A 15,364-nucleotide genomic window follows, 5' to 3' on the forward strand; every position below is an offset into this window, starting at 1 on the left:
CGATTGTTAATTGGCGTAAAAAGACGGTAAAGAGCACTCAAAACAAGCCATAGGAGGCGAAACATCTGACCTGAACGACCTTATCGGACGGTGCATTGCAGCATTTTTCCGCATTATGAGATAGATTCTCATGATTCGAAAAATTCCTTGCTACAAGGTCTGGACCCTCTTTAGAATTGCCGGCACGCGGCCAAGCCCACTTTCGTGCGTGCGTGCGCCGGCGGTCCTCAGAGTGTTCCTCATATCAGGAGACGAGCATGTCCGCTGTACCCGACGAAGTTCTCAAATACGTCGCCAACGCCCGCGACGACGATCCCCAGGAAACCGCTGAGTGGCTCGACGCACTGCATGGCGTGATCTCGGCGGTCGGTCCCGACCGCGCGCACTACCTGATCGAGAAACAGATCGAGTTCGCTCGCGTGCATGGCGAGCATTTGCCGTTCTCGGCGAACACGCCGTACATCAACACGATCCCCGTCGCCGCGCAGGCGAAGATTCCGGGCGATCAGGACCTCGAACACCGCATCCGCTCGTACACGCGCTGGAACGCCATCGCCATGGTGCTGCGCGCGGGTAAGGATACGAACGTGGGCGGCCATATCGCGTCGTTCGCGTCGGCCGCCACGTTGTATGACGTGGGCTTCAACCACTTCTGGCATGCGCCGTCGAAAGAACATGGCGGCGATCTCGTGTTCGTGCAGGGTCATTCGTCGCCGGGCGTTTATTCGCGCGCGTTCCTGCTCGGGCGTCTGACCGAGAAGCAACTGAACAACTTCCGTCAGGAAGTGGGCGGCGAGGGCATCTCGTCGTATCCGCATCCGTGGCTGATGCCGGACTTCTGGCAGTTCCCGACCGTGTCGATGGGCTTAGGCCCGATCATGGCGATCTATCAGGCGCGTTTCATGAAGTACATGGAAGCGCGCGGCATCGCGAAGACCGAAGGCCGCAAGGTCTGGGCGTTCCTCGGCGACGGCGAAACGGACGAGCCGGAATCGCTCGGCGCGATCGGCATGGCCGGGCGCGAGCGTCTGGACAACCTCGTGTTCGTCATCAACTGCAACTTGCAGCGTCTGGACGGCCCGGTGCGCGGCAACGGCAAGATCATCCAGGAACTGGAAAGCGAGTTCCGTGGCGCGGGCTGGAACGTCATCAAGGTGATCTGGGGCAGCCGCTGGGATGCTCTGTTCGCACGCGACAAGACCGGCGCGCTCATGCGCCGCATGATGGACGTGGTCGATGGCGAGTACCAGACGTACAAGTCGGAGTCGGGCGCGTTCGTGCGCGAGCATTTCTTCAACACGCCGGAACTCAAGGCGCTGGTGGCCGACTGGTCCGATGAAGACATCTGGAACCTGAACCGCGGCGGCCACGACCCGCACAAGATCTACGCTGCTTTCTCTGCCGCCACGCAGACGAAGGGCGCGCCGACCGTCATCCTCGCCAAGACCATCAAGGGTTATGGCATGGGCGAGCACGGTCAGGCGATGAACATCACGCACCAGCAGAAGAAGCTGCCGATCGAGACGCTGAAGAAATTCCGCGACCAGTTCCGCCTGCCGATCAGCGACGAGCAGATCGTGGACGTGCCGTACCTCACGTTCGAGGAAGGCTCGAAGGAACTCGAATACATGCGCCAGAAGCGCATGGACCTCGGCGGCTATCTGCCGACGCGCCGCACCAAGGCGGAATCGCTGCCGGTGCCGGAATTGTCCGCGTTCGAACCGCTGCTCAAGGGCACGGGCGAAGGCCGTGAGATTTCCACGACGATGGCCTTCGTGCGGATTCTCAACATCCTCTTGAAGGACAAGGCGCTGGGCAAGCGCGTGGTGCCGATCGTCCCGGACGAATCGCGTACCTTCGGCATGGAAGGTCTGTTCCGCCAGATCGGTATCTGGAATCAGGACGGCCAGAAGTACGTGCCGGAAGATTCCGACCAGCTCATGTTCTACAAGGAATCCGAGAGCGGTCAGATCTTGCAGGAAGGCATCAACGAAGCCGGTGGCATGTGTGACTGGATCGCGGCCGCGACGTCGTACTCGACGCACGGCGAGATCATGATCCCGTTCTACATCTTCTATTCGATGTTCGGCTTCCAGCGCATCGGCGACCTGGCGTGGGCGGCGGGCGACATGCGTTCGCGCGGCTTCCTGCTCGGCGGCACGGCGGGACGCACGACGCTCAACGGCGAAGGCCTGCAACACGAAGACGGCCACTCGCTCCTGTGGGCGGCATCGGTCCCGAACTGCGTGAGCTATGACCCGACGTTCGGCTACGAACTCGCCGTCATCATGCAGGACGGTCTGCGCCGCATGGTCGCGGATCAGGAGGACGTGTACTACTACATCACCGTGATGAACGAGAACTACGAGCACCCGGCGATCCCGCAGGGCGATGCTGTGGCCTCCGACATCATCAAGGGCATGTACGCGTTCAGGAAGGCCGAAGGCGGCGCGAGCAAGAAGCACGTCCAGTTGATGGGCGCGGGCACGATCTTCAACGAAGTGATCGCGGCCGCCGATCTGCTCAAGAACGACTGGGGCGTCACCGCCGATCTCTGGAGCGTGCCGAGCTTTACCGAACTGTCGCGCGACGGTCAGGCGTGCGATCGCTACAACCTGCTGCATCCGACGGAAGAGAAGCGCGTGCCGCATGTCACGAAGCTGCTCAAGGGCGCGCAGGGTCCGGTGATCGCATCGACGGATTACATCCGTGCGCTGGTCGACCAGATTCGCGGCTACGTGCCGAACAAGTTCGTGGTGCTCGGCACCGATGGCTACGGCCGTTCGGATACCCGCGAGGCGCTGCGCCACTTCTTCGAAGTCGACCGCTACTGGGTCACGCTCGCCGCGCTCAATGCGCTCGCCGATGAAGGCACGATCGAGCGCACGGTCGTCGCCGAGGCGATCAAGAAGTACAACCTCGACCCGTCCAAACCCAATCCGATGACCGTCTAAAGGCATCGCCCCCGTGTGTTGTGACGCGGCCTCTGTCCGAAGCGGACGGAGGCCGCGTGCAACCAGGAGACACCAATAATGAGTCAAGCGATCGAAGTCAAAGTGCCGGACATCGGCGATTTCAAGGACATCCCCGTGATCGAGGTTCTGGTCAAGGTGGGTGACACCGTTGAACCCGAGCAGTCGCTCGTCACGCTGGAATCCGACAAGGCGACGATGGACGTGCCGAGTTCGGCGGCAGGCACCGTCAAGGAAGTAAAGGTCAAGGTCGGCGACAACGTGTCGGAAGGCACGCTGATCGTCGTGCTGGAAGGCGGCGGCGCGGCGGCATCGCCGTCTCCTGCTCCTGCGCCCGCGCCTGCTGCGTCGCCTGCTCCGGCGGCGGCACCGGCGCCCGCTGCGGCATCGGGCGGCGGCGGTTCGACCGAAGTGAAGGTGCCGGATATCGGCGACTTCACGGATATTCCCATCATCGAGATTTCGGTGAAGGTGGGCGACAAAGTGGAGAAGGAACAGTCGCTCATCACGCTCGAATCCGACAAGGCGACGATGGATGTGCCGTCGCCCGCAGCGGGCACGGTCAAGGAACTGAAGGTCAAGGTCGGCGACAACGTCTCCGAAGGCACGCTGATTCTCGTGCTCGAAGGCGGTGGTGGCGAAGCGGCACCCGCACCGAGTCCGGCACCTGCGCCCGCTCAAGCCGCAGCACCGGCCGATGCTCCGGCGAAACCGGCGCCCGCCAAGGAAGCGCCGTCCGCGCTCGCGCAGGCACCGGCCATTCCCGCAGGCGACGGCAAAGCGTCGTCGAGCCACGCATCGCCGTCCGTGCGCAAGTTCGCGCGCGAACTGGGCGTGGATGTTTCGCGTGTCAGCGGCACGGGTCCGAAGGGACGCATCACGCAGGAAGACATCACGGCCTTCGTGAAGGGCGTGATGTCGGGTCAGGGCAAGGCGCCGGCGGCGGCACCGGCAGGCGGCGGTGGCGGCGAACTCGGTTTGCTGCCGTGGCCGAAGGTCGACTTCACGAAGTTCGGCCCGGTCGATCCGAAGCCGCTCTCGCGCATCAAGAAGATCTCGGGCGCGAACCTGCACCGCAACTGGGTGATGATCCCGCACGTCACGAACAACGACGAAGCGGACATTACCGAGCTGGAAGAGTTGCGCGTGAAGCTCAACAAGGAGCACGAGAAAGCGGGCGTGAAGTTCACGATGCTCGCGTTCGTCATCAAGGCCGTGGTCGGGGCGCTCAAGAAGTTCCCGGACTTCAACGCGAGCCTGGACGGCGACAATCTCGTGTTCAAGAAGTACTACCACATCGGTTTCGCGGCCGACACGCCGAACGGCCTGGTCGTTCCGGTGATCCGCGACGCGGACAAGAAGGGCCTCGTGGATATCGCGAAAGAGATGGCGGAACTGTCGAAGCTCGCGCGCGACGGCAAGCTCAAGCCCGATCAGATGCAGGGCGGCTGCTTCTCGATCTCGTCGCTGGGCGGCATCGGCGGGACGCACTTCACGCCGATCATCAACGCGCCCGAAGTCGCGATTCTCGGCCTCTCGCGCGGTCAGATGAAGCCGGTGTGGGACGGCAAGCAGTTCGTGCCGCGTCTCACGCTGCCGATGTCGCTGTCGTATGACCATCGCGTCATCGACGGTGCGGCTGCTGCGCGCTTCAACGCGTATCTGTCGGCGATTCTGGGCGATTTCCGTCGCGTCATTCTCTGATCTGACGATCTGGCCGACGGCGGAACCTCGGGGCATGGCCCTGAGGTTCCATCCGCACATCTCTTAGGGGACAACATGAGTCTCGTCGAACTAAAAGTACCCGACATCGGCGACTTCTCCGATGTCGATGTCATCGAAGTCAATATCAAGCCCGGCGACGCCATCGAAAAGGAACAGGGCGTCATCACGCTCGAAACCGATAAGGCCACCATGGAAGTGCCCGCCGATGTCGCGGGCACCATCAAGGAAGTGAAGGTCAAGCAGGGCGACAAGGTTTCGCAGGGCTCGGTCATCGCGATGATCGAAACGGAAGGCGCGGCGGCGGCTCCTTCGCCTGCGCCTGCTGCGGCACCGGCTCCGGCTGCCGCTAAACCTGCGGCGGGCGGCGGCGTGCAGGACGTGAAGGTGCCGGATATCGGCGACTTCAAGGACATTCCGGTGATCGAAGTGCACGTGAAACCGGGCGACACGGTCGAGAAGGAGCAGTCGCTCGTCACGCTCGAATCCGACAAGGCGACGATGGATGTGCCGTCGCCCGCAGCGGGCGTCGTGAAGGAACTGAAGGTCAAGATCGGCGACAACGTTTCTGAAGGCACGCTGATCCTGACGCTCGAAGGCGGCGGTGCGGCGGCTCCAGCTCCTGCCGCTCAGAAGGCAGCACCGGCACCTGCCGCAGCGCCGACACCCGCACCAAAGGCCGGCAGCTATTCCGGCTCGGCGGATGTCGAATGCGACATGCTCGTGCTCGGCGCAGGTCCGGGCGGCTATTCGGCCGCGTTCCGCGCAGCCGATCTCGGCATGAAGACCGTCCTCGTCGAACGTTATTCGACCTTGGGCGGCGTGTGTCTGAACGTGGGCTGCATTCCGTCGAAGGCGCTGCTGCATACCGCGCTCGTGATGGACGAAACGCACGAACTCGCGGAACACGGCATCGTGTTCGGCAAGCCGACCATCGATCTGGGCAAGCTGCGCGACTTCAAGGAAGGCGTCGTCAAGAAGCTGACCGGCGGTCTCGCGGGCATGGCGAAGGCGCGCAAGGTGACGGTGGTCACGGGCGTGGGCAATTTCGTCGATCCGAACCACATGGAAGTGCAGGGCGCGGACGGCAAGAAGGTCGTGAAGTTCAAGCAGGCGATCATCGCGGCGGGTTCGCAGTCGGTGAAGCTGCCGTTCTTCCCGGACGATCCGCGCGTGGTCGATTCGACCGGCGCGCTCGAACTGCGTCAGATTCCGAAGCGCATGCTGGTGGTGGGCGGCGGGATCATCGGGCTGGAAATGGCGACGGTGTATTCCACGCTCGGCGCGGAAATCGACGTGGTGGAAATGCTCGACGGCCTGATGCAGGGCGCGGATCGCGATCTCGTGAAGGTCTGGGAGAAGTTCAACGCCAAGCGCTTCAAGAACGTCATGCTCAAGACGAAGACGACCAAGGCGGAAGCCAGGGAAGACGGAATCTACGTGACGTTCGAGGGCGAGAAAGCCCCGGCCGAACCGCAGCGTTACGACCTCGTGTTGCTCGCGGTCGGGCGCAGTCCGAACGGCGGCAAGATCGGCGCGGACAAGGCGGGCGTGAGCGTGACGGATCGCGGGTTCATCAACGTGGACAAGCAACTGCGCACCAACGTGCCGCACATCTTCGCGATCGGCGATCTCGTCGGCCAGCCGATGCTCGCGCACAAGGCCGTGCATGAAGGTCACGTGGCGGCGGAAGCGGCGCACGGTGAGAAGTCGTACTTCGACGCGTTGCAGATTCCGTCGGTGGCGTACACCGATCCGGAAGTGGCGTGGGCGGGCAAGACCGAAGACCAGTGCAAGGCCGAAGGCATCAAGTACGGGAAAGCGGTGTTCCCGTGGGCCGCATCGGGCCGCGCGATCGCCAATGGCCGCGACGAAGGCTTCACCAAGCTCATTTTCGATGAGACGACGCATCGCGTGATCGGCGGCGGCATCGTCGGTCTGAACGCGGGCGATCTGATCAGCGAAGTGTGTCTCGCAGTCGAGATGGGCGCGGATGCTACCGACATCGGCAAGACGATTCACCCGCATCCGACGCTTGGTGAATCGGTCGGCATGGCAGCGGAACTGTATGAAGGCGTGTGCACGGATTTGCCGCCGCAACGCAAGAAGTAAGCTGCTGAATCAGCAAAAAGAAAAGGCGCGCTCTGTTACGGAGCGCGCCTTTTTTATTGCGTGTGGCAAACAAAAAACCCGGCACAAGGCCGGGTTTTTCATACTTCAAGCGATACAGCCAGCTTAGGCAACCGACTTCTTCGCGGTGCGCGAAGCTTGTTCGGTGGCTTGCGTGGCAGCCTTCGTCGCGGCCGTGGCGGCGGCGTTGAAGTTGCTTTCAGCCATTTCCACGGCTTGCTTCGTTGCCTTGTGGACGGTTTCGTACGTCGTGTTGGCGGCGGTGATGGCCGACTTCATGACAGCGACAGCCGTTTCCGAACCTGCCGGTGCGTTCTTGGCGACGTTGTCGACGAGCGTTTGCACCTTGCGGTTTTGCTCTTCGTATTGCGCTTCAGCGACGCGGGCGAATTCGGCTTGCGTGGCCGACGCGATTTCATACAGGTGACGGCCATACGACAGGGCCTTTTCCGCGACCGGCTGGGTCAGGCTGGCTTGTAGCGCGAGCAGTTCCTGAGCGTCCTTGACCGACAACGCGCGTTGCGTGTTTTCCTGGCTTTCCGCCAGCGTCGACTTGATCACTTGCAGGTTAAGCTCGACCAGCTTTTCGATGCCTTCGAACGCCTTGTTCGTGAGACCGAACAGCGTGTCGAAGTTGGATTTCTGTGCAGCGGCGATTTGCTCGGGGGTCAAAAGGGTCATCTCAGGCTCCTGATTTGCCGGCCAGTCAAACGCGGGCCGTGTTTCGGGTAGATATGGGGCGCCTAGCGCCACCTTGGAGTGCAAACGCTTTTGGTGCGTCGCAACATGAAGCTCATTTTAGAGATATTCCGATGGATGTCAAGCGCTTTTTGTGCATTGCACAATCGAACGAAAACGCTTTTTAAACAAGGGTTTAACGTCTGTGGAAAAGCTTGTCGGACGACTCCGTGAAAACCCTGTGCACCAATCTGGAAGCGGCTTCCGGCATGACGCAGCGCAGTGCACGATCGTATCCGAACATAATGACAGGCGCGTTTGACAGCGCCGAGGCAGGCTTCCGCAGTCTTACATCACCGCGAACTGAAACGAGAGTTTTCTGTATTTGTTCCTATTTCTAAGACGGCGCCGTACACCAAATTGTTGAAGAACCGTTAACATTTCGCCTGTCGAGTGTTTCTGATGCCGCAGCGCGACAGAAGTGTTGCAGCGAGAGAACACTCGAAAATGACGATCATCCCGATTTCATGGGGCTTTGCGCCCGATACCTCGAATCGATCTCAAGTCTTGGAAAGTATTGCCGATAGTGCACTTGTCAGAGATGTGCTCAAGCGCTTTATCGGCAGGATTCTTCGCCGCGCCGGATCGTTTTTTCCGATCATTGGCGGCACCGTGTCGGGCAGTTGGCAATCGTCGCTTACAACTCAGTTTAACGAGCGGCGATAAGTGCTTAATATTGCTTAAATTTAGTAGCTTCACTACACTTGGCGGTACTCTCCAGCCGCCCAACAGAACACTAATGAAAACCGAAATGTTTTCGTCGTTGAAGGTGGTGCATGGCGTGGCGGTGCGTTCCGCACTCTCGCTCGCCGTCTCCATCGCAGTAGCGACGTCCTTCGCAGCGGCTCCGGCTGAAGCCCTTGCAAAGACCTCCACCAGCAAAACCGTCAAAAAGTCGTCGAAATCCGCGCAACCCGCGCGCATCGCGAAGACTTCGCTCAAGGCTCCGCGGCCCGTGAAGGCCGCGAAAGTCGCGGCGGAAGATGATGACGACGCGCCTCGCGCCTCGCGCCGGCATCGCGTGAATTACCGCATGGACGCACGTTCGCGCCGCGCCGCCGTGCATGCGGTGGCGTACCAGCCGCGTGCGACTTCGGTCGGTCAGGCGTTCGGTCTGCATGACACGCCCGACAGTCTCGCGCTGCGTTCGAGCGTCGCGTATGTGGTGGACCAGAACACGTCTGAAACGCTGTTCGACAAGAATTCGCGCGCCGTCGTGCCGATCGCGTCGATCACCAAGCTCATGACGTCGATGGTCGTGCTCGATTCGCACTTGTCGCTCACGGATGAAATCGCCGTGACAGATGAAGACCGCGATTACGAGAAGTTCACCGGCTCGCGTCTGGCGGTCGGTTCGGTGCTGACCCGCGAAGACATGCTGCATATCGCGTTGATGGCATCGGAAAACCGCGCTGCCGCCGCACTGTCGCGCTATTACCCGGGCGGGCGTCCGGCGTTCATCGCCGCGATGAATGCCAAGGCGCACTCGCTCGGCATGACGGACACGCACTTCGAGAATTCGACCGGCCTTACTAGCCAGAACGTGTCGAGCGCGCGCGATCTCGTGAAGATGGTGAACGCCGCGTATCAATATCCGATGATCCGCAAGTTCTCCACGGACCGCAGCTATGACGTGTTCACGGGCAAGCGCAACATCGCCTACAACAGCACGAATGCGTTGATCCGCAATGCATCGTGGGACATCGGTTTGCAGAAGACCGGGTTCATCAACGAAGCGGGCGAGTGTCTGGTGATGCAGGCGAACGTGAATGGCCGCCCGGTCGTGATCGTGCTGCTGGATTCCTACGGCAAGTACTCGCGTTTCGCGGATGCCGGCCGTCTGCGTTCGTTCCTCGACACGCTCGGCGAGCCGCATATCATGAGCGCGGACATGGGCAGCAGCGCCAATCCCTGATTGTTGCATCGAGCGGTCGAGGCACAAAAAAACCGGATTCGTCGTGAGGCGAATCCGGTTTTTTCATGGGCGCTTGATTAGTGGCGACCTTGATGATGCCCCGGCTCGGATGCCGCCTGTTCCGGCGCATAACCAAGCGAACGCGAAATCTCCAGTGCGGTGGAACTGAGTTGCTTCAGCCACGCGTCCTGCAGACGGTCGGCAGGTGCGGAGAGCGAAAGGCCCGCGACCAGCTTGCCTGAATCGTCATAAATACCAGCCGCGATACACCGCACGCCCAGTTCCAGTTCCTCGTTATCACGCGCGCATGCCTGCTGACGCACGAACGACAACTCGCGTTCGAGCTTGCCCAGATCGGTGATGCTGTTCTGCGTATGCCCCGACAAACCCGTGCGCATGGCGTAAGCACGCACGCGCGTGGCTTCATCGGCGGCGAGAAAGAGCTTGCCGACCGATGTGAGATGCAGCGGCGCGCGCCCGCCAATCGCGCGCACGACCTGCATGCCCGAACGCTCGGAATACGCGCGTTCGATATACACGATCTCGTCGCCCTGACGCACGGAAAGATTCACGGTCTGGCCCGTCTGCCGGTGTAACTCGCGCATCGGCGGCATGGCGGCTTCGCGCACGGAAAGGCGCGCTTTCACCAGATTGCCGAGTTCGAGCAGACGCATGCCGAGCCGGTAGGTGCCGGGATCGGAGCGGTCGACGAGACGGCACATCACCATGTCGTTCAGGATGCGGTGCGCGGTCGACGGATGCAGGTCGGTGCTCTGCGACAGCTCTTTGAGGCTGACGGGATCGGTGTGCTCGGCGAGTGCATCGAGCAGGCGCATCATGCGCTCGATCACCTGAATGGAGGTCTTGGGGTCCGGGTTCGTATCGCTCATCGTCTGATCGGTTGATGCGTCAAACAGCGGAACGACGATTGTATCTCATAATGTGAAAAAAGTTTGCGATGCAGCGAAGATGGCGGCGTGGCGGGCTTTGAGAGCGTTTTTAGTTGCACGCCGGAAGTAAAAAAAGCCGCGCGATTTGACTCGCGCGGCCTTTCCAATCTACTGATGCTCAACCGCCGTTTCCGTTCGGGCCACCGCCGCGCGCATTCCCGCCACCACCGCCACGATTACCGCCGCCGTTGGCCGGTGGCTGCTGCTGCTGTTGCCGTCCCGGCGGTTGGCCGCCGACGGCTCTCGGCAACGGTGCACCGCCGCCCGCTTGCGGCGGCGGTCCGCCAGGCTGATGTCCGCCGCCGCCCTGAGGCGGCTGTCCACCTTGCCCTTGCGGCCCTCCATGACCACCTGGCGGCGGTCCGCCGCGCGGCGGGCCATCGGGTCCACCGGCTCGCGGCGGTGGGCGATTCCATCCGCCCGGAGGCGGACGATGCCGCCAGCCGGGACCATCGTCCCAGTACCCGCGCGGCGGCGGGCCGTAGTAGCTCCCGCCCTGAATGACCACGCCCGGCTGCACGACCGGACCGCCATAGCCATAGCCGTAACCATAGCCGGGGTCATCGTAGGGGCCGGGTTCATAGCCGGAATAGCCGGCGTTGTAGCCGGGTGAATCGGGATAAGCCGCGCATCCGCTCATTAAAACGGCGGATGACGCGATCACCAAACCTGCGACTGCGGATTTCATGACAGAGGAATAGTTCGTTTGTTTGTTATGGATGAGACAGCAAGCATGACAGCGAAGTCCCAAGAACTTTGTAAGGCTTTATGACGATGGCCTTAAGCAGCAATGCGCTCCGCAACGCTTGTTGTCCGGCACGCAACGGTCCTTTGTTCTTTGGCATCTTTTTCAGACGGGGACGATTGCGTACCATTGCAACCTGTCCGGCAGTGCGTCTTCTTCCACTGCCATTGAATCGAAAGGCAGTCCCATGAGAAAAACCATATCGACTTACTGGCCCGTCGCGATCCTGCTTCCCATCGCGCTGGCGTTTTATCTGCAAGCGCATCAAGGTGATGCGTCCACGCGCACGCACGAGCAAACCGACGTGAGCGCCGAACTGGCGCGCGCGGTGTCGCTTGGTTATGTTCAGCCCGACGACGCGTCGGCGGCCACCATCGTCATGCCGGCGTCGAAGCCGCTTTGATGACCTAAGCGCTAATCAGCGTGAACGAGGAAGCAAAAAAATGGCGCCCTTCGCAGGGCGCCATTTTCATTGACGTGCCGGTGACTTACTTCAGCACTGCGGCAACCGCGCTCGCCACTGCATCGAGATTGCGCGTGTTCAGCGCGGCCACGCAGATGCGCCCCGTGCTCACCGCGTAAATGCCGAACTCCTCACGCAGACGATCGACCTGCGCCGCCGTCAGCCCGGAGTACGAGAACATGCCGCGCTGACGATCCACGAACGAAAAATCGCGATCCACGCCGTTCGCCTTCAGACGCTGCACGAGGCCGTTGCGCATCGCGCGGATGCGATCCCGCATCTCGCCGAGTTCCTGCTCCCACGTTGCGCGCAATTCCGGCGACGCCAGCACCGCCGCGACGATCGAGCCGCCATGCGTCGGCGGGTTCGAGTAGTTGGTGCGGATCACGCGCTTGAGCTGCGAGAGCACGCGCGCCGATTCTTCCTTGGACGTGGTGATGATCGACAGCGCCCCGACGCGCTCGCCATACAGCGAGAACGACTTCGAGAACGACGACGACACGAACACATTCAGTTCCGAAGCAGCGAACAAACGCACGGCCGCCGAATCCGCGTCGATGCTTTCCGCGAATCCCTGATACGCCATGTCGAGGAACGGCACGAGGTTGCGCGCCTTCACGACTTCGACGATCTGCTTCCACTGCGCGTCCGTCAGATCGACGCCGGTCGGGTTGTGGCAGCACGCGTGCAGCACCACGACCGTGCCCGCCGCGTAGTCGTTCAGCGCGCCGAGCATGGCGTCGAACTTCACGCCGTGCGTGGCTGCATCGTAGTACGGATAGTTGACGACTTCGAAGCCCGCGCCTTCGAACAGCGCGCGATGGTTTTCCCAGCTAGGATCGCTGATCGCGACCTTGGCGTTCGGGTTCAGACGCTTGAGGAAATCCGCGCCGATCTTGAGCGCGCCCGTGCCGCCCAGCGCCTGCGCCGTGACCACGCGGCCTGCGGCGACCAGCGGCGAATCGTTGCCGAGCAGCAGTTTTTGCACGGCCGAGTCATACGCGGCGATGCCGTCGATCGGCAGATATCCGCGCGGCAGCGCGGCATCGACGCGCGCTTTTTCGGCTTCGCGCACGGCGCGCAGCAGCGGAATCTTGCCTTCTTCATTCGTGTAGACGCCCACGCCAAGATTGACCTTGGTCGGACGCGTATCGGCGTTGAAGGCTTCGTTCAGGCCCAGAATCGGGTCGCGGGGAGCGAGTTCGACGGCAGAGAAAAGAGACATGATCGATCGACAGTGAAGGGGAGACGGGCGACAGGGGTACTAAATGAAACGAAAGGCGTGGGCGGTGACGTGCCGCCCAGGCTCGGTCGTCCATTGTAACGAATCCGATGGCGCTTTTCGGACGTATTGTTGCAATGCGGGCAATTCTTGCGACGTCATTCAGCCCTTATTTTTATGCCGCTTGCAACATAACGCAATTCAAAGGGCGCAATCAAACGGCTTGAGTTCCGGCTTCATCACCCAATCTGCACGAAGACCCGCGCCCGATGCGTCAGACCGCAAGCCGCTAGAATGAATGTTTGCTCAGGCGCCGACTTCTCCCACGCTCTCCATGTCCGACACTCTCATCGAAACACCTGACGACGCACTGGACGAGTCGAAGTTCATCACCTTCGATGGCTCGCCTTTCCAGCTCTATCAGCCGTACTTGCCCGCGGGCGATCAGCCCGACGCCATCGCCAAGCTCGTCGAAGGCGTGGAGGACGGTCTCTCGTTCCAGACCTTGCTCGGCGTGACCGGCTCCGGCAAGACCTTCACCATGGCGAACGTGATCGCGCGTCTCGGCAAACCGGCCATTGTGTTCGCGCCGAACAAGACGCTCGCCGCGCAGCTTTACGCCGAGTTCCGCGAGTTCTTCCCGCGCAACGCGGTCGAGTATTTCGTCTCGTACTACGACTATTACCAGCCGGAAGCGTACGTGCCGCAGCGCGATCTGTTCATCGAGAAGGATTCGTCGATCAACGAGCACATCGAACAGATGCGGCTCTCGGCCACTAAGAGCCTGCTCGAACGGCGCGATGTGGTGATCGTCGCAACGGTTTCCGCGATTTACGGTATCGGCAATCCGTCCGAGTATCACAAGATGATTCTCACGCTGCGCACGGGCGACAAGCTCGGTCAGCGCGATGTCATCGCGCGGCTGATCGCCATGCAGTACACGCGCAACGAGGCCGATTTCTCGCGCGGCACGTTCCGCGTGCGTGGCGACACCATCGATATTTTTCCGGCGGAACACGCGGAAATGGCCGTGCGCGTGGAACTGTTCGACGATGAAGTGGAATCGATGATGCTGTTCGATCCGCTCACCGGCCGCGTGCGCAACAAGATTCCGCGCTTCACGGTGTATCCGTCGTCGCACTACGTGACGCCGCGCGACACGGTCATGCGCGCGGTCGAAGCCATCAAGCTCGAACTGCGCGAACGGCTCGAATTCTTCTACTCGCAGAACAAGCTGGTGGAGGCGCAGCGGCTCGAACAGCGCACGCGCTTCGATCTGGAGATGTTGCAGGAACTCGGCTTCTGCAAGGGCATCGAGAATTACTCGCGGCACTTTTCCGGCGCGATGCCCGGTGAGCCGCCGCCCACGCTCGTCGATTATTTGCCGCCCGACGCGATCATGTTGCTCGATGAATCGCACGTGTTGATCGGCCAGTTGAACGGCATGTACAACGGCGACCGCGCGCGCAAGGAAAATCTGGTCGATTACGGTTTCCGTCTGCCGTGCGCGTTGGATAACCGGCCGCTCAAGTTCAACGAGTTCGAACGCAAGATGCGTCAGGCGGTGTTCGTTTCCGCCACGCCCGCCGACTACGAGCAGAAGAAAGCGGGGCAGGTGGCCGAACAACTTGTCCGACCGACTGGCTTGGTCGATCCGGCCATCGAAGTGCGGCCCGCGCGCTCGCAAGTGGATGACGTGCTCTCCGAAATCAACGCGCGCGTCGCGGTGCACGAGCGCGTGCTCGTCACCACGCTGACCAAGCGCATGGCCGAGCAACTGACCGAGTTTCTCGCCGATCACGGTGTGAAGGTGCGCTATCTGCACAGCGATATTGATACGGTCGAGCGCGTGGAAATCATCCGCGATCTGCGGCTGGGCACGTTCGATGTGCTGGTCGGCATCAACCTGCTGCGCGAAGGGCTGGACATCCCCGAAGTCTCGCTCGTCGCCATTCTCGATGCCGACAAGGAAGGCTTCCTGCGCGCCGAGCGCTCGTTGATCCAGACCATCGGCCGGGCGGCGCGCAACGTGAACGGCAAGGCGATTCTCTACGGCGACAACATGACCGATTCGATGAAGCGCGCCATCGACGAAACCGAACGGCGGCGCGCCAAGCAGATCGCGTTCAATCTGGAGCGGGGCATCACGCCGCGCGGGGTGGAGAAGCGCATCAAGGACATCATCGATGGTGTCTACAGCGCCGACGATGCGCGCGCCGAGTTGAAGGAAGCGCAGACGCGCGCGAAGTTCGAGGACATGTCCGAGAAGCAGTTGGCGAAGGAACTCAAGAAGCTCGAAAAGCAGATGATGGATCACGCCAAGAACCTCGAATTCGAAAAGGCGGCGCAGACCCGCGACCAATTGGCGCTGTTGCGACAGCGCGTGTTTGGCGCGAACGTCGGCGATCACGTGACCGGCATCGGCGAGAAATAAACGCGTTGTGAGCGAAAGCGCGGCGGCCCGAATGGGTTTGCCGCGCTTTTTTCATTGGCGGCCGAACCCGCAA

At 61.5% G+C, this 15,364-nt stretch carries 11 protein-coding genes and 1 pseudogene; 8 read left to right on the plus strand and 4 right to left on the minus strand.

The window, feature by feature from the left end; translation table 11 throughout:
• The first annotated feature begins 257 nt into the window (after positions 1-257).
• From aceE to lpdA, 4 genes and pseudogenes are all read left to right on the plus strand, one after another.
• A complete protein-coding gene (gene aceE / locus ACZCWR_RS08670) occupies positions 258-2,954 on the plus strand; it encodes a pyruvate dehydrogenase (acetyl-transferring), homodimeric type (protein ID WP_487300364.1) in 2,697 nt (898 codons plus the stop codon).
• 78 nt (positions 2,955-3,032) lie between these two features.
• Entirely contained in the window at positions 3,033-4,676 is a 1,644-nt protein-coding gene (gene aceF, locus ACZCWR_RS08675; protein WP_487300365.1) for a dihydrolipoyllysine-residue acetyltransferase, read from the plus strand.
• 75 nt (positions 4,677-4,751) lie between these two features.
• Positions 4,752-4,967 (plus strand): annotated as a pseudogene (locus ACZCWR_RS08680) (biotin/lipoyl-containing protein); the annotation flags it as partial.
• Positions 4,968-5,066: 99 nt separating this feature from the next.
• A complete protein-coding gene (lpdA, locus tag ACZCWR_RS08685) occupies positions 5,067-6,806 on the plus strand; it encodes a dihydrolipoyl dehydrogenase (protein ID WP_487303289.1) in 1,740 nt (579 codons plus the stop codon).
• A gap of 123 nt (positions 6,807-6,929) precedes the next feature.
• Here the strand turns inward: lpdA and ACZCWR_RS08690 are convergent, their stop codons facing one another.
• Positions 6,930-7,505 (minus strand): phasin family protein, encoded by a 576-nt coding sequence (locus tag ACZCWR_RS08690; RefSeq protein ID WP_487300366.1) that lies wholly within the window; start codon positions 7,503-7,505, stop codon positions 6,930-6,932.
• 459 nt (positions 7,506-7,964) lie between these two features.
• Here ACZCWR_RS08690 and ACZCWR_RS08695 point away from each other — a divergent pair, with 459 nt between their 5' ends.
• Both ACZCWR_RS08695 and pbpG read left to right on the plus strand, forming a co-directional pair.
• Complete coding sequence (locus ACZCWR_RS08695; protein WP_487300367.1) at positions 7,965-8,228, plus strand: hypothetical protein; 264 nt, start codon at positions 7,965-7,967, stop codon at positions 8,226-8,228.
• Between the two features lie 73 nt (positions 8,229-8,301).
• Complete coding sequence (gene pbpG / locus ACZCWR_RS08700) at positions 8,302-9,477, plus strand: D-alanyl-D-alanine endopeptidase (RefSeq protein WP_487300368.1); 1,176 nt, start codon at positions 8,302-8,304, stop codon at positions 9,475-9,477.
• Between the two features lie 77 nt (positions 9,478-9,554).
• On the opposite strand, the gene ACZCWR_RS08705 is transcribed toward pbpG, so the two are convergent.
• On the minus strand, positions 9,555-10,367 hold the full coding sequence (locus ACZCWR_RS08705; RefSeq protein WP_487300369.1) for an IclR family transcriptional regulator: 813 nt from the start codon (positions 10,365-10,367) through the stop codon (positions 9,555-9,557).
• A 178-nt stretch (positions 10,368-10,545) separates the two neighbouring features.
• Positions 10,546-11,115: a hypothetical protein gene (locus ACZCWR_RS08710; protein WP_487300370.1), complete on the minus strand. Its 570-nt coding sequence runs from the start codon at positions 11,113-11,115 to the stop codon at positions 10,546-10,548.
• A 244-nt stretch (positions 11,116-11,359) separates the two neighbouring features.
• Between ACZCWR_RS08710 and ACZCWR_RS08715 the strand changes: the two genes are divergently transcribed.
• Positions 11,360-11,575 (plus strand): hypothetical protein, encoded by a 216-nt coding sequence (locus tag ACZCWR_RS08715; RefSeq protein WP_487300371.1) that lies wholly within the window; start codon positions 11,360-11,362, stop codon positions 11,573-11,575.
• Between the two features lie 85 nt (positions 11,576-11,660).
• On the opposite strand, the gene ACZCWR_RS08720 is transcribed toward ACZCWR_RS08715, so the two are convergent.
• The gene (locus ACZCWR_RS08720; RefSeq protein WP_487300372.1) at positions 11,661-12,860 is read right to left on the minus strand and encodes an amino acid aminotransferase; all 1,200 of its coding nucleotides are present in this window, start codon (positions 12,858-12,860) and stop codon (positions 11,661-11,663) included.
• A 331-nt stretch (positions 12,861-13,191) separates the two neighbouring features.
• Here ACZCWR_RS08720 and uvrB point away from each other — a divergent pair, with 331 nt between their 5' ends.
• Positions 13,192-15,291, plus strand: coding sequence for an excinuclease ABC subunit UvrB (gene uvrB, locus ACZCWR_RS08725; RefSeq protein ID WP_487300373.1), 2,100 nt, complete (start codon positions 13,192-13,194; stop codon positions 15,289-15,291).
• The last annotated feature ends 73 nt before the right edge of the window (positions 15,292-15,364 follow it).

The sequence above is a fragment of the Caballeronia sp. A2-2 genome (assembly GCF_057612605.2).

Excerpts from the sequence above, each read along its gene's own strand:
- aceF (WP_487300365.1), top strand. The coding sequence starts at position 3,033 with ATGAGTCAAGCGATCGAAGTCAAAGTGCCGGACATCGGCGATTTCAAG.
- pbpG (WP_487300368.1), top strand. The coding sequence starts at position 8,302 with ATGAAAACCGAAATGTTTTCGTCGTTGAAGGTGGTGCATGGCGTGGCG.
- aceE (WP_487300364.1), top strand. The coding sequence starts at position 258 with ATGTCCGCTGTACCCGACGAAGTTCTCAAATACGTCGCCAACGCCCGC.
- uvrB (WP_487300373.1), top strand. The coding sequence starts at position 13,192 with ATGTCCGACACTCTCATCGAAACACCTGACGACGCACTGGACGAGTCG.
- ACZCWR_RS08710 (WP_487300370.1), bottom strand. The coding sequence starts at position 11,115 with ATGAAATCCGCAGTCGCAGGTTTGGTGATCGCGTCATCCGCCGTTTTA.
- ACZCWR_RS08705 (WP_487300369.1), bottom strand. The coding sequence starts at position 10,367 with ATGAGCGATACGAACCCGGACCCCAAGACCTCCATTCAGGTGATCGAG.
- ACZCWR_RS08695 (WP_487300367.1), top strand. The coding sequence starts at position 7,965 with ATGCCGCAGCGCGACAGAAGTGTTGCAGCGAGAGAACACTCGAAAATG.
- ACZCWR_RS08690 (WP_487300366.1), bottom strand. The coding sequence starts at position 7,505 with ATGACCCTTTTGACCCCCGAGCAAATCGCCGCTGCACAGAAATCCAAC.
- ACZCWR_RS08715 (WP_487300371.1), top strand. The coding sequence starts at position 11,360 with ATGAGAAAAACCATATCGACTTACTGGCCCGTCGCGATCCTGCTTCCC.
- ACZCWR_RS08720 (WP_487300372.1), bottom strand. The coding sequence starts at position 12,860 with ATGTCTCTTTTCTCTGCCGTCGAACTCGCTCCCCGCGACCCGATTCTG.